This window comes from Nonlabens sp. (assembly GCF_965657255.1).
Lineage (GTDB): Bacteria > Bacteroidota > Bacteroidia > Flavobacteriales > Flavobacteriaceae > Nonlabens.
Map to the genome: position 1 here is coordinate 150,538 of NZ_CBFHNM010000007.1, position 20,228 is coordinate 170,765.

The window sequence follows — 20,228 nt, forward strand, 5'->3', positions numbered from 1 at the left end:
AGTTAAATTTCTGTAATCGTTACATTTACCTTATTCATGTCTTTGTAAAAGTTTTTATAGCTTTTTGTAACAACCATCGCGTCTTTGATAATCACATTTGTTTTCATCGCTAGCGGCGCAAAAGCCATCGCCATTCTATGATCTTGGTACGTATCTACCATGACTTCTTTATTAAAATCACTTTGAGATGCAAAATGAAGGTGTATAGAATGGTCTGTTGTTGTGATCTCGCTTTCGCGAAAGCGAGAACCCACTATTTTCATAGCTTCAATACGATCTGTCTCTTTAATTTTAAGTGTATGTAAACCTGTTAAATGGGCATTGATACCTAACCCAAGGCATGTGGCAAAAATGGTTTGTGCCTGATCTGGCTCATTTGTTACATCTAGCATTACTATATCTGGTAGCTGTTGATCTATTTTAGATATGGTAATTCCTTGCTCATGAAATGTCGTTTTTACTCCTAAGGGTTTGTAGATTTGAACTAACTCGCTATCACCTTGAAGAGACTTTTCCTTAAATAGCGACAAAGACATCTTATAACCAGATTCCTGAAGAGCCACCCAACTGTACCAATATCCCGCGCTACTCCAGTCACTTTCCACTGTTGCAGTATTAATAATGGTTTCTGGTAATGATTCAATCTTAACTAGTTCATTAATAGCATATGTGTTTTGTAAAGTAGCTGTTACAGATTCAAAAGTGACCTGAACACCCATTTCTTGTAAAATACCTAAAGTCATTTCGAGGTAAGGTCTAGAAGTGAGTTGATCCGTGATGTAAAGCTCAAGGCCATTTTCAAAACTAGGGGCAATAAGCAATAATGCCGTAAGAAACTGACTAGAAACGCTTCCGTTAATAGAAAGCTTACCACCTTTTAACTTCTTCCCTTTAATTTTTAATGGTGGAAACCCTTCTTTTTCTAGATAACTGATATCTGCACCTAACTTGTTGAGCCCTTCTACTAGAATACCTATAGGACGTTGCTTCATTCTATCACTACCAGTAAGTATAATCTCTTTTCCTTCTTGAATCGCAAAAAATGCGGTTCCAAAACGCATGGCAGTTCCTGCATGACCTATGTCCAGAGTAGAAGCTGTGCTCTGAAGAACCTCCTTAAGGTGATCACTATCATCACTATCTGATAAGTTTTCAATACTTAATTGACCATATAGTGCCTGAAGAATAAGCCAACGATTGCTCTCACTTTTAGAACCTGTTATGGTCAATGAAATATCACTTTTAGGGTGTATAACTTGTGTTAATCTTAAATCCATGTTTGTTAATTTTCAGAGCATAATGTCATCTGATATTTTTTAATAGACTGCCTAAATTAAATATCGATTTACTTAATAAATCTTTGTGTCCCATTTACTTAATGAAACATCTATTCTTTTTCTAAAATTACCTTCTCTGCATCTTTCTCTAAAACAGCTTTAAAAAATTGACGAAAGGTTTCATAATTTTCTGGCAATATGATCGAGGTATTCATGGTATATGTTGCTACAGTTGAAACAATATTATTATTAAAACCTATTCTATAGAAATAAGAACCTATTCCTTCTCCATAAACAACTTTCATACTCTCTGGTAGATGTACCGGTACATAACCATCAGGAACTTCAATATTTACAATGACAGTTTTTTCAACAGGTTGTGACAATTCTAAAGGAGTTGTCCTAATCTCTAGGTCTACTATATCCTTGAAGTGCACTTCATTCATTAAAGGTTGGAAAGATATTTTATCATCTATCTTATCAAAGGCGTTTATATAATCTAGCTCATACTTGAATGTGATATTTTGAGATAAATTCTCTAATCCATCTACTTCCACATTACTTACTTCCAGACCAAACGTGTTATTTGTAAGGAAATCTTTAATAGCATTTTCACTAGAATTTACTTGAACCATTTTAGGATCTAATAATAAATAATCTTCTAGCTTTTTATTTCCCTGACCTTTCACTACAAAACTATCTTCCAATGTCATTTTTAGTAAAGTAGTCTCCTTTTGTATTTTATTTGAAGTGAGATCTATCCATTGAAAGTCACCACGTTTTTTAATGAGCATTCCCTTTCTATTAGCAGCTCTTTGAGGTATCCTATTCAAATTAAAATAATCTTCTGTAGCATCTAAAAGAAAAGTAGCCTTATTAATCCTAGCTTGAACTATAACAAAATCAAACCCATCAATTGTTGGAAATAAAGGAGTATCGTTATCTGTGGCACTGACAATTACTGGAAATGCTTCAATACCAGATTGATTAAGCATACTGGTTAGCAACAAATTAATTTCTGCTGCATTACCGTTTCCATTTCTGTAAGCATTTTTAACTCCTTGATCCGTAAAAATGCCATACTCGTCATTCCACTTGACTTTTGACTTTAAAAAATGTAAGGTCTTAGAGATTTTGTTTTCATCATCTGTAGCGCCTTCTAATGCATTTTCTAATTCTTTTCTAAAAAATCTTGAAGACCGCAATTCATCTCCAAAATCATCCGTACCGCTTAAATATCCAGCAACTTCTTTCCATGAAGATTTAAAAGATTCAATCCGTGTTTGATAGTTCGTATCAAATCCATCTGCAAGACTGAATATTAATTTTGCCTGATACTTATTTAACTCTCCAGAGAATGGTTCTAGTGAGAAAGCAGGAATATCTTTCATAGAAAAAATTATAGGTTTACCACTTGATTTTATTCTTTGAAACTGTGTATCTCGAACTAGATACTTACTACTCTCTTTGTTAATATTCAAAACGTCTAGTCCCTTATCAACACTTTTTTTATTAAAGTCAATTTGGAAATGAGCTAAAGGATTTGTTTCTATATAATAAGATTGATAAGTTGGGAGTTGCAACAATATGTCTAGATGGATAATCGGTATCTCATATTGCAAAGCGATATCTTCAATTTTAATAAATGGAGATTTAATTACGTAAAAAATCTCTATTACAGAGTCTACGTTTACATCTGGTAAGCTAAAAAAACTTGTATTACTGCCTAAATTTTGTAACAGTAACTCTTTATCATTTAAAACTGAAGTTGTAATTTTTTCATCGTCTAGATTGTACGTAGCTCCTTTCAAAGCTACTATCTCTTCGCCATCTTCTGCATATTTTAAAAGATCAATTTGTTGGTTTGCATATTCTAATCCGTCAATCGACTCAATTCTAATTCTTTGATGAATTGAAACATATTGAAAACCAGAAACAAAGCTGACCGATACATTATTTAATATTAAGAGAGCATCATGAACTTTACTAGTATCTTTTGACTTTACTTTAAAGTCAGTGAGACTGACTTTTCCATACTCTAGATCTATTTCTTGGCAAAGGCCGCTTGTCACGGTAAATAAAAGTATAAGAAGGATATTTTTCATGGAGCTATGATTCGAGATTTTTTAATGAATAACTTAATTAGTTCTTCTTTCAACATCAATAACCTTTAAGATACAGCAGCTGCTTCTATTAAAGCTATAAATCTTTATTAAAATATTAAGTTATTTTAGTTTCTCGTTATTATGATGCCTGTCGTGATCACGCTCTGTCTTAATTTTTAATTTTTTATTAAACGCCGCTTCTAGGTCTGTTCCTGTTTGATTTGCAAGACATAGCACTACAAACATAACATCTGCAAGCTCTTCTCCTAGATCCTTGCTCTTATCACTTTCTTTCTCACTTTGTTCTCCATAGCGTCTCGCAATAATACGTGCCACCTCACCAACTTCTTCTGTAAGCTGTGCCATATTAGTGAGCTCATTAAAGTAACGAACTCCATGGTTTTTGATCCACTCGTCTACTTGCTCTTGTGATTTTTTTAGGCTCATTTAGTTTCTATTTTTACTATCCATAACAATAGTCACAGGACCATCATTTATTAATTGAACTTTCATATCTGCTCCAAATACTCCAGATTTAATTTCTTTATTCCGCTTTCGCGAAAGCGCATCCAAAAAAGCTTCATATAAAGGAACAGCTACCTCTGGTCTAGCAGCATCGATATAACTAGGACGATTACCTTTTTTTGTGCTAGCAAACAACGTAAATTGTGAAATAACTAAAAGTTCACCTTTAATATCTTGAATACTAAGACTCATCTTACCATCCTGATCAGAGAAGATTCTTATTCCTATTATTTTATTTACTAACCAATCGATATCTTCTTGAGTATCACCATGAGTGATTCCTAATAGAATAAGCAATCCTTTGCCTATCGCAGCGTGAACAGAACCATCAATAGCTACACTAGACTCACTTACTCTTTGTAATACTACTCTCATGATTGTGGCAACTGGTGTTTATCCTGACGGTAATTATCTTCATCACCATTAACGATTTGCACATAGCTTTCATAACGACTCAACACCATTTCTCCGTTTTCTACCGCATCTTTTACAGCGCATTTAGGCTCTTCTATATGCATACAATTATGAAATTTGCAGCCTTGTTTTAACTCATGAATTTCTGGGAAATAGTCTCCGATTTCTTCCTTTTCCATATCTACCACACCAAAACCTTTAACTCCTGGCGTGTCAATCAATCTCGCGCCAAAATCTAGGTCAAACATCTCTGCAAACGTAGTTGTGTGTTGTCCTTGTTTGTGTTGTTCAGAAATTTGTTTTGTTTTCAATTGTAATCCTGGTTGTACAGCATTAGCAAGCGTACTTTTTCCAGCGCCACTATGACCTGCAAACATGCTGGTCTTATCTCTCATCTTTTCTTTAATGATGTCAATATTCTTACCAGTTTCTGCACTTATCGCTATACACTCATAACCTATAGATTTGTACAAACTCATTAAGTAACGTACCTCATCCAGCTCAGTCATAGTTAGTAATTCTTCTCCAGTTTCTGGATCGATCATCACTTCTCCTTGATCATCATTATAAGTGTCTACCTTGTTGAATGCAAGAATTACCGGAATTTGATAAGCCTCTGCAGTTACGAGGACTCGATCTATAAAAGAGGTAAACGTAGGCGGATTATTCAATGTGACCAGTAAAAACAACTGATCTACATTTGAAGCAATTATATGTGTTTGTTTAGAAAGATTTACGGACTTACGTACGATGTAATTATCACGTTCATGAATCACGTTAATGATTCCTATTTCTTCATCTCCTTTTTTCTCAATCTCAAAATCTACTTGATCGCCTACAGCAACTGGATTTGTACTCTTAATTCCTTTTAAACGGAACTTCCCTTTTATACGACAAGAATAAAACGCACCATCAGCACCTTTTACTTCATACCAACTTCCTGTTGATCTATAAACGATACCTGTCATATACTATTTGAAGATTTTTGCATAAAACAAATTTAAGGCTTTTAAAAGTGACTTGAGAACTATAATAAATGGTAGAAGTAAGTATGCTGTCAATTTCTAAGAAAAATATTCATAGGTACAGACTTAAGTCTGCACCTATGAATATGACATTTTAACTATTAATCACCTTCTCTTGGTGAATAATAGATTCTTGATGTATCGCTTTAAATACTCTTAAAATGAATTCCTCGCTCAAACCTTGTTCTTCTCCAGCTAGAATCATTTTACCTAAAATCTCATTCCATCTTTTAGATTGAAGAACGGCAACATTACGTTCCTTTTTTAATGCGCCGATAGCATCTGCAGTCTTCATTCTTTTACCGAGTGTTTCTATTATAGAAGTGTCGATTACGTCTATTTGAGCTCTTAAAACACCTAGTTTAGATTGGTAACCTGCTTCATCATCCTGCTCTTTTCTAATACGCAAGTCTTGAAAAATTTGCAGCAATGTTTCTGGCGTTACTTGTTGGGCTGCATCGCTCCACGCATTATCAGGATCATAATGCGTCTCAATCATTAAACCGTCATAATTAAGGTCCAGTGCCGTTTGTGAAACTTCAAAAATCATATCTCTTTTTCCAGTAATATGAGATGGATCGCATATCAAAGGAATATCTGGGAAACGTGTTTGAAAATCTACAGCAATTTGCCATTCTGGAATATTACGGTATTTTGATTTCCCATAAGTAGAAAAACCTCTGTGAATCACACCTAGATTTTTAATATTTGCCGTATGAAAACGCTCTACAGCTCCTATCCAAAGAGCCAAATCTGGATTTACTGGGTTTTTGACTAAAACTACTTTATCCGTTCCCTTTAAAGCGTCTGCTATTTCTTGAACGATAAATGGACTTACGGTAGATCGTGCGCCTATCCATAATAGATCGATGTCGTGTTCTAAAGCTAGTTCTACATGAGCTCTATTGGCAACCTCAGTTGCGGTTAACAATCCTGTTTCTGCCTTGGCTTTTTGCAACCATTTTAAACCTATCGCTCCTACTCCTTCAAAGTTTCCTGGACGCGTTCTAGGCTTCCAGATTCCTGCACGCAAATAAGTAACATCACTATCTTTTAATTCATGTGCTATACGCAACACTTGCTCCTCTGTCTCTGCACTACAAGGACCAGCGATGACAATAGGATGTTCTAATTTATGATCATCTAACCAGGTTCTAAATTCTTTATTATTTTCCATTTTCAATTCCTTTCAATATCGTTTTTATTCTATTTGTTTCTTCCATATCCTTATATATGGCGTTGTGATCATCGTTTTTTACGCTTTCGCGAAAGCGAGATAAATTCTCAATATATCCATCTAGACTAGCTAACACATGTTCTTTATTCTGTGCAAAAATAGGCGTCCACATCGCTGGTGAGCTCTTTGCCAGTCTTACCGTACTTTCAAAACCACTGCCTGCTAGATCAAAAATATCACGCTCATTGACCTCTTCCTGAATCACTGTTTTGCCTAACATAAAGCTAGAAATATGTGATAAATGTGACACGTAAGCAATATGCTTATCGTGTGCTGCTGGCGTCATGTATCTTACACGCATTTGCAACTTTTCAAACAACTCGTTTGCCAATTCTTGCAATTTAAAGGTCGTTTTCTCCACCTCACATACAATTAGCGTTTTCTTGACAAATAAATTTGCAATTGCAGCATCAGGTCCAGAAAATTCTGTTCCCGCAATGGGATGTGCCGCAAGAAATTGCCTTCTATTTTTATGACTCTCTACACTCTTACAAATCGCTTCTTTAGTAGAACCTACATCTATAACAAGTGCATGTTCATTAATTAAGTCGAGTACCTGAGGCAAAACTTTTAAAGTAGCATCTACTGGGATGGAAATGATAACCAAATCTGCATTAGAAACATCGCTAAGGTTTGCTACCTCATCAATAATTCCGTTTTGCTTTGCTTTTTGAGCATGAGCAATATTTTGATCTATACCATAAAAAACAGCCTGCGGATAATGAACTCGTAAATCTTTAAGCATCGAGCCACCTATCAATCCAGTTCCAATAAGGGAAATATTTTTCATAACGCTACCTTTTTAGAAACTCTATCGATCATTTCTTTGATCATTTCTTCCTCCACACAAAGCGAAAATCGCACAAATCCTTCTCCATTCTTTCCAAAAACACTTCCTGGCGCGATGAAAATATCATTTTCATGCAATAGCTTATCTACAAAAACTTTATCGTCTTTCATTCCATCTGGCAACTTACACCAAAGAAATAAACCACCGTCTTGTTCCTGAAGTTTTAGATGTAAAGTTTTGGCGAGCTGCATGGTTAAAGCTCTTCTAGCTTTGTAGATTTTATTTTGGTTTTCTAACCAGCTATTGTCTGTTTTTAAAGCAGCAATGGCACCATGCTGAATACCGTAAAACATGCCGCTATCCATATTTGTTTTTACTTTGAGAACTTCTTTCAGCAAACTAGCATTTCCACTGAGCATTCCAACTCGCCAGCCAGCCATGTTATAAGTCTTGCTTATAGAATTTAATTCTAACGCCACTTCTTTGGAACCACCAACTTGATGAATACTTAATCCATCTTCATACAAACAACTGTACGGATTATCGTTAACGAGTAGAATATCATGCTTTTTTGCAAAGCGGACTAGTTTTTCAAACAATTCTTTTGAACCTGCCACACTAGTAGGCATGTGCGGATAATTAATCCACATAATTTTTATTTTGCTTAAATCCAATCGTTCCAAGGCATCAAAGTCTGGTAACCAATTATTTTCCTCTTTGAGATCATAAAGAACAGGAATAGCTTCACATAATCTGGACGCACTAGCATAAGTAGGATAACCAGGATCTGGAATTAGCACCTGATCTCCAGCATTTAAAAAAGCCATAGAAATATGTAAAATACCTTCCTTACTTCCCATTAAAGGAATAATCTCTGTTGCTGGATCAAGAGTAACCTCATATTGTTTTTTATAAAAACCAGCCATAGCAGCTCTCAACTCTGGCAACCCTAGATAACTCTGGTAACCATGTGCTTTGGGATCTTGTAACGCTGTAGCAAGTGCAGGCAAGACATGATCTGGCGGCAATAAATCAGGATTACCTATTCCAGCATTGATAATTGGTTTTCCTGAATCTGATAAAGCTCTTACTTCGCGCAGTTTGGTCGCAAAATAGTATTCGTGAACGCTATCAAGTCTTGTAGCTGTTTGTATCATAGCGTGTGTGATTTATAAACTCCAAGAATTTTCATGGATTCTACGAGTATTCCTATTTCTAATTGTGCTTCTTCAAACTGCTTCAAATTCTCAAACTCCAGATCTGCCACAAATGAGAATAGAAATGGTTTTTCAATAATATGAACCGATTGGATTTTTGAAAGATTGATGTGCAGCTCTCCTAGTTTAGTCAATATTTTGGCAAGGCTTCCAGATTCATGACTGGCAGTAAAATTAATCGTCGCTTTGTTAGCTTCATTATTTATCCTTTCTCTAGCCTCTAGTACAACAAATCGTGTGGTATTATTTTTTACTTCTTGCACATCGTCATTCAAAATCTTAAGATCATACAATTGTGCTGCATGCTTACTTGCAATCGCAGCAACACCACGTTTCTTTTCTTCAGAAATTCTAAGAGCGGCTGCGGCTGTGTCATCGGTTTCTACTAATTTAATATGTGGATACTTTCTAAAAAACGATTTGCATTGTAATAATGCCATAGGATGTGATTGCACTTCTTTAATGTCCATAATTTCCTGGTCGTACAATGCCATGAGTTGGTGCTGGATATTTAAATAATATTCTCCTGTAATCTTTAAGTCATGTTCTTTGATTAATCCATAATTAGGTAAAATACTTCCAGCGATGGAATTACCTATAGCCATGATGCCAGTTTTAACTTCATGATTTGAAACCGCAAGTGCCAACTGATCAAATGAAGAACATTCTAATAATTCCAGATTTTGATATAGCTGCGTTGCCACCTGATGATGGTAAGAACCTCGTATTCCTTGTATGGCTACTTTCATTTTTTAGTAAAAAAAAAGTCCTGATTAGATCAGGACTTTATTGTGTTGTATAAATTTCAATTATTACAATAGCGTCCTTGCTTCTATAAAATAGAAGTAAAATCCGTACCAGAAATAATTGTTTGTTGTCATAATAAGCTGCTAAAGTAAAATAGATTTCTTTAAATTGATAGTTTTTTAGCAATTTTTATAGAAGAATTAAAACTCTATGGTTATAGTAAGTTCGTTTATGATCTCGCTTTCGCGAAAGCGGAACAATTAAGTATTTTCCAAACCCTTAAAGGGAAAAAGAACATCTAGATTATTATTTTGGAACAATTAATCCGTGCTCTTCTAGAATCTTTAATGGATTATCAGAATCGTTTAGATCTATTTCCTCACTCTTGAAAAGAAGATCGTATTTAGTATTTGATTTTAAAGGACGATAAGTTTCGTTGTTGTAAATATCGTTTCCATAAACTGTCAAATATTCTTTAATCTTACAACTTTCACAACCAGTGCTATCTTTTCTTTGATAAAGAAGCAGCTTGTTGGGGATTTGTTCCAACTCCTTAATATGATATTGTATGGTTTCTGTTTGATCCATTACTTCAAACAATTTTTTATCTTCTGAAGCAATCACGAACACAAAAATTATACTGTTATAAATAGTATGTACTATAAATGATCTCAAGTAACCATAATTTACAAAAACTATAGCAAAAACTAGTCCCATCCCAGAATGAAAGAAAACAGGAAGTATATTTTCAACACTTATATTTTCGTAAGGAATTTGATAATGCACTAAACCAAAAATAAAAGAGGAAATTACAAGCTGATAGGAAACAGATATTTTGTATTTGAGTCTAACGATTTGTAAAATTAATAAAACCACAACTACTGCAATGATTATAAAATTTTGAAGAAAAACAAAGAAAATTAATAAAGACAAAATTGATAAAAAACTCAAATAGTTGTTTTTAAATATAAAGCCTCTAAAACCAAATTCTTCTATGGCAGGCATTATAATACAAGCAATAAAAAATAATAAAGAATTTGAAATATCTGGAAGTCCTATAGGAGTTGCATACTCATTTTTAAAAAAAATCATTGCAAAAGCTCCTAAAGTTATAAACAGCAATGAACAGCCTATAAGAATAGGCTGTTCATATTTAGATTTGTAAATAGAATGTATGGTCAATTATTTACATTTAATGCTGCAACCGACTACCTCACCAATTACAGTTTCTGAATAAAGAGATTGCACGGAATCAACATTTCCCTCCCCACAAGCAGTGACCGCATTTTGAGAACAATTTATCTCATCATCGAATGAGTCAATAACGACCTCTACTGCAATAGTTACTACTGCCCACCAGCATCTAGGACTAGTTCCACACTTAGCGGTAAAAGGTGAATTTGAGACTACTCGACCAATTTCAATAGTCTCTCCATCTCGAATTACAGTTAGATCAAACTCAGTCTTGTCAGAGTTGAAATCCGATATGTGAATTTGATCATTAGAACTTTTTGAATAGTTAAAAACTAGATGATTATTTGTGGAAGATTCTAAATCCGTGTACATATCCTCAGGAAGGATAGAGATTTTAACATATTCATTTATCTCTCCAGGATTCATCAATATATTTCCTTGATTATTTAACAAATATGTTTTGTCCTCTAGACTCAGCTGCAGGTTGAATTCCTCTAAATTATTTTTGGCTGTTGAATCCTCGAAAGTAGTTTCATCTGAACAACTTATAGTTAAAAAACAAATTCCAAAAAATAAAAATGAAAATACTTTAAAATACTTTTTCATAAAATAAATTTAATAGATAATGTCTACTCGTATCGCTTTTCGACATAACGCGTCAGGGGAATTTTTTAACTTGCAAGTCACAACAAAAGAAAAAAAAAAACGAAATAAACCGAACCAATGGTAATTTAAAAGTTGATTTTTACAAATTTTTAACGATGCGTTAATGAAATGTTGAAAATTAACCCACTTTTTGCACCAATTAATATCAACGAATCACCCAAAATAAAGCAAAATTCATCCCGGTACGTAATGAAATAAACATTCGGACAATCGTTTGATTTGCAGTAGTTTTAATAATATTATTTATTTTAAGATGAGGTTGTTATAATAATTAGCTTTCGCGAAAGCAAAGTTAAAATACTTATCACACTACTAATCATTTCATATCTTTACCTTATGTCTATAGAAGTAAGCAAAGTATCCAAATATTACGGGCAGCAAAAAGCGCTGGACGAAGTTAGTTTTTCAATCAAAGCAGGTGAAATAGTCGGTTTTTTAGGGCCTAACGGTGCTGGTAAATCTACCATGATGCGCATTCTTACCACCTATTTAAATGCCAACGAAGGAACCGCGACTGTAAATGGCTATGACGTTACTGAGGAACAACGTGAGGTACAAAAATCCATAGGCTATTTGCCAGAGAACAATCCTTTGTATCCAGATATGTATGTGAAGGAGTATCTTTCTTTTAGTGCAGATGTCTTTAAACTGACTGATTCTAAAAAACGTATAGACGAAGTTATCGAGGAAACTGGACTGACTTCTCATGTAGGTAAGAAAATCCAAGAACTTTCTAAAGGTTACAAACAACGCGTTGGGCTGGCTAATGCTTTGCTACATGAACCTAAAGTCTTAATTCTAGATGAACCGACTACTGGATTAGATCCTAACCAACTGGTTGAAATACGGCAGCTTATTAGAAAAGTAGGTGAAGATACTACCATATTACTTTCTACTCATATCATGCAAGAAGTAGAAGCCATGTGCGATCGAGTAATCATTATCAATAAAGGTAAAATTGTGGCAGACGACTATTTAAAAAACCTAAAAAGCGATGCTGCTCAAATCATCGAGGTAGAATTTGACTACAAAGTAGAACCAGAATTACTAAACCGCATCGACCGAGTAAGAGAAGTAACCGATCTTGTAAACGAGCCAGGCTTTATTTATTCATTGCGTTTTGAAACTAAAGAAGACATGCGCAGTGCTGTATTTGATTTTGCTCATGATAACGAATTAAAAATTCTGTCTCTTAATAAAAGGAATAAAAATCTGGAGACAATGTTTAGTGAATTGACTAAGGAATAAATCAATCACATTTACTCAAGTAATACTCGTACAATTCATCTATAGTAGCACCGCGATATTTTCTCCAATAAATGGTAATGTAAAACCATTGCAATTTAAAAACACCTATTTCTTCATAGCGTCTTGCGCTAGTTTTTAACCATTTAGGGATGACGTAATATTGATCTCGATCGTACAATCTGGCGATTAGATCATAATCTTCGTAGATAGGAATTTGAGTATTGTAACCGCCTATATCAACGTACAACTCTTTTGTAATATATTGTGATTGATCACCACCTCTACTCGCTTTCCATGAAAAACGTGTGAACCATCCTATAATAATAAGCCAAGGATGCCAGCTTTTAAATTTCATTCTAAAACAGCCAGCTGGATGGCCTTTTCTAAAAGCTTCTATAATTAGCTGATCATAATTTTTAGGCGGATAAGAATCTGCATGAAGGAAATACAAAATATCTCCAGTTGCTTCTTTAGAGCCGTTGTGCAATTGTTTACCGCGACCTTTTTCAGAAGAAATGACCTTAATACTCATTTCCTCGTGAGCCTCAGAATAATTATACAGTAATTCTAATGTTTTATCACGACTGCCGCCATCCACGATGATATACTCTAAACGGCTTGCATCCATTGCAAAATTATTGAGATGTTCTATCAATTGAATGATGGAAGACTCTTCATTGAGAACCGGAATTACAATACTAATCATAGAGAAAGATATACGTAAGAAGTATTTGTGTAGTTTTTACTTTTGTTTGTTCAATGACCAGTCATACTCTATGTAATCATATTTATTTTTCTCGGCTATCTTTGTATCTGCATATTGATTAATGTATTCTGTTAATGTCATTCCGTTTTTAGTGAAATCTTTAGGATAAAAGCTGAAAATAGAACTCAATTTAGGATTTCCTGGATTACTAAAATCATTTTTATCAGAATTAATAAAATCTCGAGCGCTTTGATCCATAAGTGCATCTACATTTGCAGCTGTAAAAGCTTTATTCTGTAACTTAGGACAAGAATAACTCGCGCAATTAATCGCAAAATGTATACGAGCATCGCCCATTTTTTGAAGTACGTTCTTCTCGATCGCAGCTAGTGAATATTCTTTGTCATTTACTAGAATAAATTTTTTAAGCCACACTTGCCCTAATGGCCCATCAATGTCTTTAATGCTTTCTGGCATATCATTCATCAAAATTAAATCTACTGTAGCTGCGTTATACAGGTTGATATAATAAGCAAATTGTTCATTAATACTCCACGTTTCTTGAGGACTATTTACATTTAGATAACTCAAATATTCTTTTAACTCGTCATGTTCTTTTTTAAAACTATCATAGTCTACAAAACCTGTCTCATTTACATACTTTTTCAATAGTGAGTTCCATTTACTGTGATCCAATTGTCCTTTTTTAGATGGAATTTCTTGATTCTTCTTCAATGCTTGGTAATATAAATCACCACCACCAACACAAGAAGCCGTTAGTATGACTAATAAAATAATGGATACGTATTTCATGTTGTTGTTTTGCTTTCGCGAAAGCGGATTTCACTTCCAATTATTAATATTAGTTCATATAATTAAGACTCATAAAAGCTCCTCTGAGATCTAACCGTAATGTGATTATAGTTTCTCTATAAGAGCTTTAAAAAGAGCAACCATTTTAGGTTCTGCTTTGCCAGCAATTTCAATAATCTCTGCAATATTTACTGGCGCTAGATTTTCTGGGTCACACTCGTCCGTTAATACAGAAATAGCACTTACGGGAAGATTTAAATGGTTAGCAACAATAATTTCTGGTACAGTACTCATTCCTACAGCATCAGCACCCATTATCTTAAGCATTCTATATTCTGCTCTCGTTTCTAATTGCGGTCCTACAACACTAGCATAAACACCTTCTTTAAGAGTGATGCCTTTTTCTGAAGCGATCGATTTCAGTTTGCTATTCATTACCTTATCATAAGGTGCGCTCATGTCTGTAAATCGCTCGCCAAATTCGCCTACACCTTTAAAAGCAAGCGGACTGCCGCCTTGTAAATTGATATGATCATCGATGAGCATCATGTCACCTTTTTTCATATTTAAATTAATAGCGCCCGCAGCATTTGACACCAATAATTTTTTAATTCCTAATCCATGCATGACTCTTACTGGATAAGTAATATCTATAAAATCATAGCCTTCATACAAATGGAAACGACCTTGCATCACCACTACTTTTTTACCACCTAAATCTCCATAGATCAACTTCCCGGTATGAAACTCTACCGTAGCAAGAGGAAATGATGGAATCTGATTGTAATGAGCGACTTTTTGATTCTCGATACTATCTACTAGTTGACCTAATCCTGTACCAAGAACAATCCCAACTTCAGGAGCATCAAAACCTAGTGATTGCAAATATTCTATGGAGTCTGTAAGTTGTTTTTTACTGAGCATTATATGTGTTTTAAAAATTGTTGAAAAGCTGGAATATCTTTTATATCCTCATAATAATCTACATCATTACGAGTTTCCAGCGTTATATAATTTACGTTTTTAAGATCGTTAAGTGTTTTCTCAAGAACCGTTTCTGTTCCCCATTCTTTATTTTCAAAGATACCTTTTACTAGTTTCTTAGTAAATCCTAATAAATAGTAACCACCATCTTGCGCAGGACCTATCACAGCGTCGTGTGATTCTAATTGTTGAAATGCGTTTTCAAGATCTTCTTGAGACATATCATGCATATCAGAACCTATAATAATAACATGATCATGGTTTTTAAAAGCAATTTGAAAAGCATTTTTCATACGCACACCTAGATCATCACCTTCTTGAACATATTTATCATAAACAGCATTATCCCAGGCATCATTCTCATGAACCTTCTCGCTGTACCAAATTTGTTTAGTCGCTTGAAGATCTCTAGTGATAGATCGAGTATGATCTAATAAAAATTTATAAATATCAAGTGCAGCTTGATCGCCTACGGTTGCTGCAAGTCTTCTTTTCCCTTTACCCAATTCTGGATTGCGAGTAAAAATAATGAGACAGTTAGAGGTGTTTTTATTCAAAAGATTCTAATTTATAAAACAATAGTAATGAAAACAGATCACGATTTTATGACAGTAAACTTATATTTAACGTCGCTTAAAATCGTGAGCGTTTTAAAAATATTGAAAATTAGTGTTATAAACATTAGAAATAATTAATAAATCGTATTTTTGCAGCCGCTTAGAGAATGAATCTCGACGCATCGTCAGAGAGACTGACATACATAATATTCATTATATATAATTTTGGCATGTATTTAGCACCAGAAAAAAAAGCAGAAATTTTCGCAAAGTACGGAAAGGATGCAAACGATACCGGTAACACTGACGCGCAAATCGCGTTATTTACTTACCGTATCAACTATTTAACAGGACACTTAAAAAACAACCGTCACGACTACAACACAGAGCGTAGTCTAGTGAAATTAGTAGGAAAGCGTCGTTCACTTCTTGACTACAAGATGAAGAAAGATATCGTTGCTTATCGTGAGTTGATTAAAGACTTAGGAATTAGAAAGTAATAAATTGGGGACTTCGTGTCCCCTTTTTTTATTTAGCACATTGCGCATCGCATGCGCTTATAGAATGTTCTAAATAATAAGTTGCAGGATCTTTATTCTGTTTACGCTTTCGCGAAAGCGTAATAAAAATATACATCGCCTTTCCAGTGCATGCGATGCACTGCAAATCAAAGCTGGTTTCTCACAAAGTAACAAAGAACTGAGCAATTTAGAAAGCTTGCTTTCTAATGAAAATTCGAGTTCAAATTCGAATTCGAGTTCAAGTTTTTAAACGCCTTCTCTACCACACACAACTTGAGATTAACGTTTAACTATATTTATGAAACCACAAGTTTTTAAACAAGTGATCAAGATGGCTAACGGGCCAGATATCACTATCGAAACTGGAGCGCTTGCAAAACAAGCACATGGATCTGTTGTGATCACATGTGGAAAAGCAATGCTTCTAGGAACAGTAGTATCCAGCTACAAATCAACTGGACTAGATTTTCTTCCACTTACTGTAGATTACCGTGAGAAATTTGCCGCAGCTGGTAAATATCCAGGTGGATTCTTCAAACGTGAGGCACGTCCCAACGATGGAGAAGTACTTACTATGCGTCTAGTAGACCGTGTATTACGTCCATTATTCCCTAAAGATTACCATGCAGAAGTACAGGTAATGATTCAATTAATGTCTCATGACCCAGAAGTAATGCCAGATGCTATGGCAGGTCTTGCCGCGAGTGCTGCAATACAATTATCTGATTTACCATTTGAATGTCCTATTTCTGAAGTACGCGTTGCACGTGTAGACGGTGAGTTTGTTATCAACCCTAGTTATGCACAATTAGAAGCTGCAGATCTAGAAATGATGATAGGTGCTAGTGCAGACTCTGTAATGATGGTTGAAGGTGAAATGGAAGAGATTTCTGAAGAAGAAATGATCGCTGCCATTAAAGCCGCTCATGAAGCTATCAAGGATCAATGTGCTGCTCAAGTTGCCCTTGCAGAGCAAGTTGGTAAAAAAGAAGTACGTGAGTACGAAGGAGAAAAAGAAGATGCAGATATCGAAGCTAAGGTTGCAGAATTAGCATACCAAAAAGTGTACGATGTTGCTAAAAAAGGAAGTGCAAAGCACGAGCGTAGCGCAGCATTCTCTGAAATTAAAGAAGAAATTAAGGCCACTTTCTCTGAAGAGGACCAAGCTGAAAATGGAGATTTAATCTCTAAGTATTTCAATAAAACTCACAAAAAGGCAGTACGCGACGTACTACTTAATGAAGGTATACGTTTAGATGGTCGTAAGACTACAGACATACGTGATATCTGGTGTGAGGTAGACTATCTACCATCTACTCACGGTAGTGCAATTTTCTCTCGTGGAGAAACTCAAGCGCTTGCTACAGTAACTTTAGGAACTTCTAGAGATGCAAATGTTATAGATATGGCATCACAAGAAGGAGAAGAGCGTTTCTACTTACACTATAACTTCCCACCATTCTCAACTGGAGAAGCTCGTCCATTAAGAGGTACTTCTAGAAGAGAGATAGGTCACGGTAACCTTGCACAACGTGCGTTGAAGAAAATGTTGCCAGCAGATCTTCCTTACACAGTAAGAGTAGTATCTGAAGTACTAGAATCTAACGGTTCTTCTTCTATGGCAACCGTTTGTGCTGGTACAATGGCAATGATGGATGCAGGTTTACCAATGAAAAAACCAGTTTCTGGTATCGCAATGGGATTGATTACTGATGGTAGCAACTATGCCGTACTTTCTGATATTTTAGGTGATGAAGATCACTTAGGAGACATGGACTTTAAAGTAACAGGTACTGAAGATGGTATCACCGCTTGTCAAATGGATATTAAAGTAAAAGGTCTTTCTTATGAAATCCTTACTAATGCTTTAATGCAGGCTAGAGATGGTCGTATGCACATTCTAGGAAAACTAACGGATACTATCGCTGCACCAGCTGCAGACGTGAAGCCACATGCTCCTAAAATGGAATCTTTAGAGATCGAAGGTAAATTCATTGGTGCTGTTATAGGACCTGGTGGAAAGGTTATCCAAGAGATGCAAAAAGAAACAGAAACTGTCATCAACATCAAAGAAGATGGCGATATGGGAGTTATTGAAATCGCAGGTACAGACCGTGCTAAGATTGAGGCTGCTCTAGAAAAAATACGTAACATTATTTTTGAACCAACTGTTGGTGAGGTTTACAGCGTTAAAGTTGTAAAGATGCTTGACTTTGGTGCTGTTGTAGAATTGCGTCCAGGTAAAGAGACTTTACTTCACGTAAGTGAGTTTGATTACAAGCGTATTGAAGACCCATCTACTGTTCTTAAAGTAGGAGATGTTCTTGATGTAAAATACATGGGTGTAGATCCACGTACTAAAAAACAAAAAGTTTCTCGTAAAGAATGTATGCCTAAACCAGAAGGTTGGGTAGAGCGTCCACCACGTAAGCGTGATGATAGTCGTTCTAATGACCGTCGCCCACGTCGCGATGATCGTAAAAGAGATGATCGACCACGTCGTGATAACAACGAGAACAAATCTGAAGATTAATTAGTTATTGATTTCGCTTACGCGAAAGAGTAAAATTTAAAATGCCTCTTGAAATTTCAAGAGGCATTTTTCTGTTTTCTGTACATAGTTAGTTTCTACAAATACTCAATTAGTAAACTTAGATAACAAATTTTATTAATCTCCAGACTGAAATAGAGACTAAAATTAAACTAATACATCAATTTCTTAAAAAAGTTTTTCTATTTGGCTTATTTCCTGACTTTAATGTATTGAATAAAAAGATTATACCTAAGACTCCAAAAAACAGCGAATAATAGATTAAATGTAAATTCCATAGTTAAGCAACGCTGTAAATAAATTGAGAGTTATAAAATTATCTAAAATGAATATTCTGTTAAAAGTTACCTTTATTAGTTGAATTCAAGGTTGTTATTAAAAATGAAAAATCATTTTTTTAAAATACTATAAATTCCTAATAGGTTATTAATCAAATAATATGTGCTGATGGAAAATAATATAGTTGTAAAAATTAAATGACTTGTACTTACTTTTTTACTACTAATGAAATTAAATATAGCCTTCTTAAAACCTATCAAACAAGAGGTAATAAACAAAAGACACAAGATCGAAGCAGCAATTAAGAGTAACATAATGATAAGGTTCAATTAAATATTACCATAATGAAAAACCAGAGTAACATAAAGCCCACTCTGCAACAGTAAAGGCAACTCCTGTCGGACCTAGAAGTCTTGTAGCGATAGTTTATAACAAGTGTCGTACCAAGGTTGACTCATGCTGGGTACTAGTTTCAAACTGGCACTAGCGGCTGAGAACACTAACGCCAGCAGGTAAGGTTTTTAATGTTAAGTCCATAAAGTGTCAAAGTATATCTTGAATTTTCAAATAGATTATGTAAGTCATCAAGACAATCAGTAGGAATGTTTTTGCATTGTCTAAATTTTTAGCCTTTTTCTTCCTTATAAGATGAATCAAGGTGACTACCACTAAAATTCCGAAGAAAACAATGTATAGAATATCTAAAAATAACATAACCTATATTTAATCTAACCATCCCATACAATCAGCAAAATCATATACTAGCAGGGCTGTACCTACCCAGCCAAGTGTTCTTGAAGCTGCTTTACCTATAGCTTTTAGCATCACTCTTCTGTTTCTGAACTGACTCCAAAATCCTTTTTGAAGATCCATTCCTAAATATGCTCGACCTAAACAATTTATAGGATCCGGATCGCCAGATTCAATATTATCCATGGCGTTGGAGGCGGCAATTCCTATACCAACAAGGGCAATAGCTGGATTCTGTAGAGATCCAAAAGATTCGATTATCTCTTCATTAGTGATTCCATCGTTATTCAACGCAATTAAAGTAGCATCAATTAATGGATCTAAGGTTTCCATTGAAGTTTTTTCATCTAGATTTTCAATGTCTATTTGACTTACTACATTTCGAATCACTGTTTCCAGACTTTGGTGTTCAGAATAGGTGGATTTTGGTGTGTCAATTAAATCCAACTCATTACTTGTTGCAGTGTCATTAAAAGAAAAACTGTTTTCATAATTAATATTATCTTCCTCAGGACTACAAGCCCACAACAAGCAGCTTAAAAATAATACGATCGGAAATTTAAAATACTTTTTCATTACAAAAAAATTAAAGTTATTGCCTACTCTTAACGATTTTAGGCTT

19 protein-coding genes are annotated in these 20,228 nt (G+C 34.7%); 3 read left to right on the forward strand and 16 right to left on the reverse strand.

From position 1 onward, the window contains the following. Positions 1–2: 2 nt before the first annotated feature. The 11 genes from ACTF54_RS09760 to ACTF54_RS09810 all read right to left on the reverse strand — a co-directional run bounded on the left by ACTF54_RS09760 (position 3) and on the right by ACTF54_RS09810 (position 11,137). Positions 3–1,277: a 3-phosphoshikimate 1-carboxyvinyltransferase gene (locus tag ACTF54_RS09760; protein ID WP_347197469.1), complete on the reverse strand. Its 1,275-nt coding sequence runs from the start codon at positions 1,275–1,277 to the stop codon at positions 3–5. 110 nt (positions 1,278–1,387) lie between these two features. After that, a complete protein-coding gene (locus ACTF54_RS09765) occupies positions 1,388–3,382 on the reverse strand; it encodes a hypothetical protein (RefSeq protein WP_347197470.1) in 1,995 nt (664 codons plus the stop codon). Positions 3,383–3,502: 120 nt separating this feature from the next. Next, positions 3,503–3,829: a nucleotide pyrophosphohydrolase gene (locus ACTF54_RS09770; protein ID WP_347197471.1), complete on the reverse strand. Its 327-nt coding sequence runs from the start codon at positions 3,827–3,829 to the stop codon at positions 3,503–3,505. Beyond that, a complete protein-coding gene (dtd, locus tag ACTF54_RS09775) occupies positions 3,830–4,282 on the reverse strand; it encodes a D-aminoacyl-tRNA deacylase (protein WP_347197472.1) in 453 nt (150 codons plus the stop codon). Next, positions 4,279–5,289: a ribosome small subunit-dependent GTPase A gene (gene rsgA / locus ACTF54_RS09780; protein ID WP_347197473.1), complete on the reverse strand. Its 1,011-nt coding sequence runs from the start codon at positions 5,287–5,289 to the stop codon at positions 4,279–4,281. Before rsgA ends, dtd begins: the two co-directional genes overlap by 4 nt. Before the next feature lie 151 nt (positions 5,290–5,440). After that, positions 5,441–6,523 (reverse strand): chorismate mutase, encoded by a 1,083-nt coding sequence (locus ACTF54_RS09785; protein WP_438969245.1) that lies wholly within the window; start codon positions 6,521–6,523, stop codon positions 5,441–5,443. Further along, entirely contained in the window at positions 6,513–7,373 is an 861-nt protein-coding gene (locus ACTF54_RS09790; RefSeq protein ID WP_438969246.1) for a prephenate dehydrogenase, read from the reverse strand. The genes ACTF54_RS09785 and ACTF54_RS09790 overlap by 11 nt, the downstream gene beginning before the upstream one ends. Beyond that, a complete protein-coding gene (locus ACTF54_RS09795; RefSeq protein ID WP_438969247.1) occupies positions 7,370–8,530 on the reverse strand; it encodes a pyridoxal phosphate-dependent aminotransferase in 1,161 nt (386 codons plus the stop codon). The genes ACTF54_RS09790 and ACTF54_RS09795 overlap by 4 nt, the downstream gene beginning before the upstream one ends. Continuing rightward, entirely contained in the window at positions 8,527–9,339 is an 813-nt protein-coding gene (locus ACTF54_RS09800; RefSeq protein WP_438969248.1) for a prephenate dehydratase, read from the reverse strand. Before ACTF54_RS09800 ends, ACTF54_RS09795 begins: the two co-directional genes overlap by 4 nt. Before the next feature lie 304 nt (positions 9,340–9,643). After that, positions 9,644–10,429 carry a lysostaphin resistance A-like protein gene (locus ACTF54_RS09805; RefSeq protein WP_438969249.1) on the reverse strand — a complete coding sequence of 262 codons (786 nt, stop codon included), beginning with the start codon at positions 10,427–10,429 and terminating at the stop codon, positions 9,644–9,646. A 90-nt stretch (positions 10,430–10,519) separates the two neighbouring features. Beyond that, complete coding sequence (locus ACTF54_RS09810; RefSeq protein WP_438969250.1) at positions 10,520–11,137, reverse strand: hypothetical protein; 618 nt, start codon at positions 11,135–11,137, stop codon at positions 10,520–10,522. 396 nt (positions 11,138–11,533) lie between these two features. Between ACTF54_RS09810 and gldA the strand changes: the two genes are divergently transcribed. Beyond that, a complete protein-coding gene (gene gldA / locus ACTF54_RS09815) occupies positions 11,534–12,445 on the forward strand; it encodes a gliding motility-associated ABC transporter ATP-binding subunit GldA (RefSeq protein WP_438969251.1) in 912 nt (303 codons plus the stop codon). A gap of 1 nt (position 12,446) precedes the next feature. Here the strand turns inward: gldA and ACTF54_RS09820 are convergent, their stop codons facing one another. From ACTF54_RS09820 to ACTF54_RS09835, 4 genes are all read right to left on the reverse strand, one after another. Beyond that, positions 12,447–13,151 carry a TIGR04283 family arsenosugar biosynthesis glycosyltransferase gene (locus tag ACTF54_RS09820; RefSeq protein WP_438969252.1) on the reverse strand — a complete coding sequence of 235 codons (705 nt, stop codon included), beginning with the start codon at positions 13,149–13,151 and terminating at the stop codon, positions 12,447–12,449. 36 nt (positions 13,152–13,187) lie between these two features. Next, on the reverse strand, positions 13,188–13,964 hold the full coding sequence (locus ACTF54_RS09825) for a DUF547 domain-containing protein (protein ID WP_438969253.1): 777 nt from the start codon (positions 13,962–13,964) through the stop codon (positions 13,188–13,190). Positions 13,965–14,069: 105 nt separating this feature from the next. Next, a complete protein-coding gene (locus tag ACTF54_RS09830; RefSeq protein WP_438969254.1) occupies positions 14,070–14,888 on the reverse strand; it encodes a purine-nucleoside phosphorylase in 819 nt (272 codons plus the stop codon). Next, positions 14,888–15,505 (reverse strand): TIGR04282 family arsenosugar biosynthesis glycosyltransferase, encoded by a 618-nt coding sequence (locus ACTF54_RS09835; RefSeq protein WP_347197482.1) that lies wholly within the window; start codon positions 15,503–15,505, stop codon positions 14,888–14,890. Before ACTF54_RS09835 ends, ACTF54_RS09830 begins: the two co-directional genes overlap by 1 nt. A gap of 230 nt (positions 15,506–15,735) precedes the next feature. Here ACTF54_RS09835 and rpsO point away from each other — a divergent pair, with 230 nt between their 5' ends. Together rpsO and ACTF54_RS09845 are read left to right on the forward strand one after the other, a co-directional pair. After that, a complete protein-coding gene (gene rpsO, locus ACTF54_RS09840; protein WP_036584203.1) occupies positions 15,736–16,005 on the forward strand; it encodes a 30S ribosomal protein S15 in 270 nt (89 codons plus the stop codon). 319 nt (positions 16,006–16,324) lie between these two features. Beyond that, positions 16,325–18,559: a polyribonucleotide nucleotidyltransferase gene (locus ACTF54_RS09845; protein ID WP_438969255.1), complete on the forward strand. Its 2,235-nt coding sequence runs from the start codon at positions 16,325–16,327 to the stop codon at positions 18,557–18,559. Positions 18,560–19,579: 1,020 nt separating this feature from the next. On the opposite strand, the gene ACTF54_RS09850 is transcribed toward ACTF54_RS09845, so the two are convergent. After that, positions 19,580–20,182 (reverse strand): hypothetical protein, encoded by a 603-nt coding sequence (locus tag ACTF54_RS09850; RefSeq protein WP_438969256.1) that lies wholly within the window; start codon positions 20,180–20,182, stop codon positions 19,580–19,582. Positions 20,183–20,228: the final 46 nt, after the last annotated feature.

Bases quoted from the DNA above. Each gene is read 5' to 3' on its own strand.
- ACTF54_RS09790 (WP_438969246.1), bottom strand. From the start codon at position 7,373: ATGAAAAATATTTCCCTTATTGGAACTGGATTGATAGGTGGCTCGATG.
- ACTF54_RS09830 (WP_438969254.1), bottom strand. From the start codon at position 14,888: ATGCTCAGTAAAAAACAACTTACAGACTCCATAGAATATTTGCAATCA.
- dtd (WP_347197472.1), bottom strand. From the start codon at position 4,282: ATGAGAGTAGTATTACAAAGAGTAAGTGAGTCTAGTGTAGCTATTGAT.
- ACTF54_RS09765 (WP_347197470.1), bottom strand. From the start codon at position 3,382: ATGAAAAATATCCTTCTTATACTTTTATTTACCGTGACAAGCGGCCTT.
- rsgA (WP_347197473.1), bottom strand. From the start codon at position 5,289: ATGACAGGTATCGTTTATAGATCAACAGGAAGTTGGTATGAAGTAAAA.
- rpsO (WP_036584203.1), top strand. From the start codon at position 15,736: ATGTATTTAGCACCAGAAAAAAAAGCAGAAATTTTCGCAAAGTACGGA.
- ACTF54_RS09795 (WP_438969247.1), bottom strand. From the start codon at position 8,530: ATGATACAAACAGCTACAAGACTTGATAGCGTTCACGAATACTATTTT.
- gldA (WP_438969251.1), top strand. From the start codon at position 11,534: ATGTCTATAGAAGTAAGCAAAGTATCCAAATATTACGGGCAGCAAAAA.
- ACTF54_RS09805 (WP_438969249.1), bottom strand. From the start codon at position 10,429: ATGATTTTTTTTAAAAATGAGTATGCAACTCCTATAGGACTTCCAGAT.
- ACTF54_RS09820 (WP_438969252.1), bottom strand. From the start codon at position 13,151: ATGATTAGTATTGTAATTCCGGTTCTCAATGAAGAGTCTTCCATCATT.
- ACTF54_RS09800 (WP_438969248.1), bottom strand. From the start codon at position 9,339: ATGAAAGTAGCCATACAAGGAATACGAGGTTCTTACCATCATCAGGTG.
- ACTF54_RS09770 (WP_347197471.1), bottom strand. From the start codon at position 3,829: ATGAGCCTAAAAAAATCACAAGAGCAAGTAGACGAGTGGATCAAAAAC.
- ACTF54_RS09845 (WP_438969255.1), top strand. From the start codon at position 16,325: ATGAAACCACAAGTTTTTAAACAAGTGATCAAGATGGCTAACGGGCCA.
- ACTF54_RS09785 (WP_438969245.1), bottom strand. From the start codon at position 6,523: ATGGAAAATAATAAAGAATTTAGAACCTGGTTAGATGATCATAAATTA.
- ACTF54_RS09810 (WP_438969250.1), bottom strand. From the start codon at position 11,137: ATGAAAAAGTATTTTAAAGTATTTTCATTTTTATTTTTTGGAATTTGT.
- ACTF54_RS09850 (WP_438969256.1), bottom strand. From the start codon at position 20,182: ATGAAAAAGTATTTTAAATTTCCGATCGTATTATTTTTAAGCTGCTTG.
- ACTF54_RS09825 (WP_438969253.1), bottom strand. From the start codon at position 13,964: ATGAAATACGTATCCATTATTTTATTAGTCATACTAACGGCTTCTTGT.
- ACTF54_RS09760 (WP_347197469.1), bottom strand. From the start codon at position 1,277: ATGGATTTAAGATTAACACAAGTTATACACCCTAAAAGTGATATTTCA.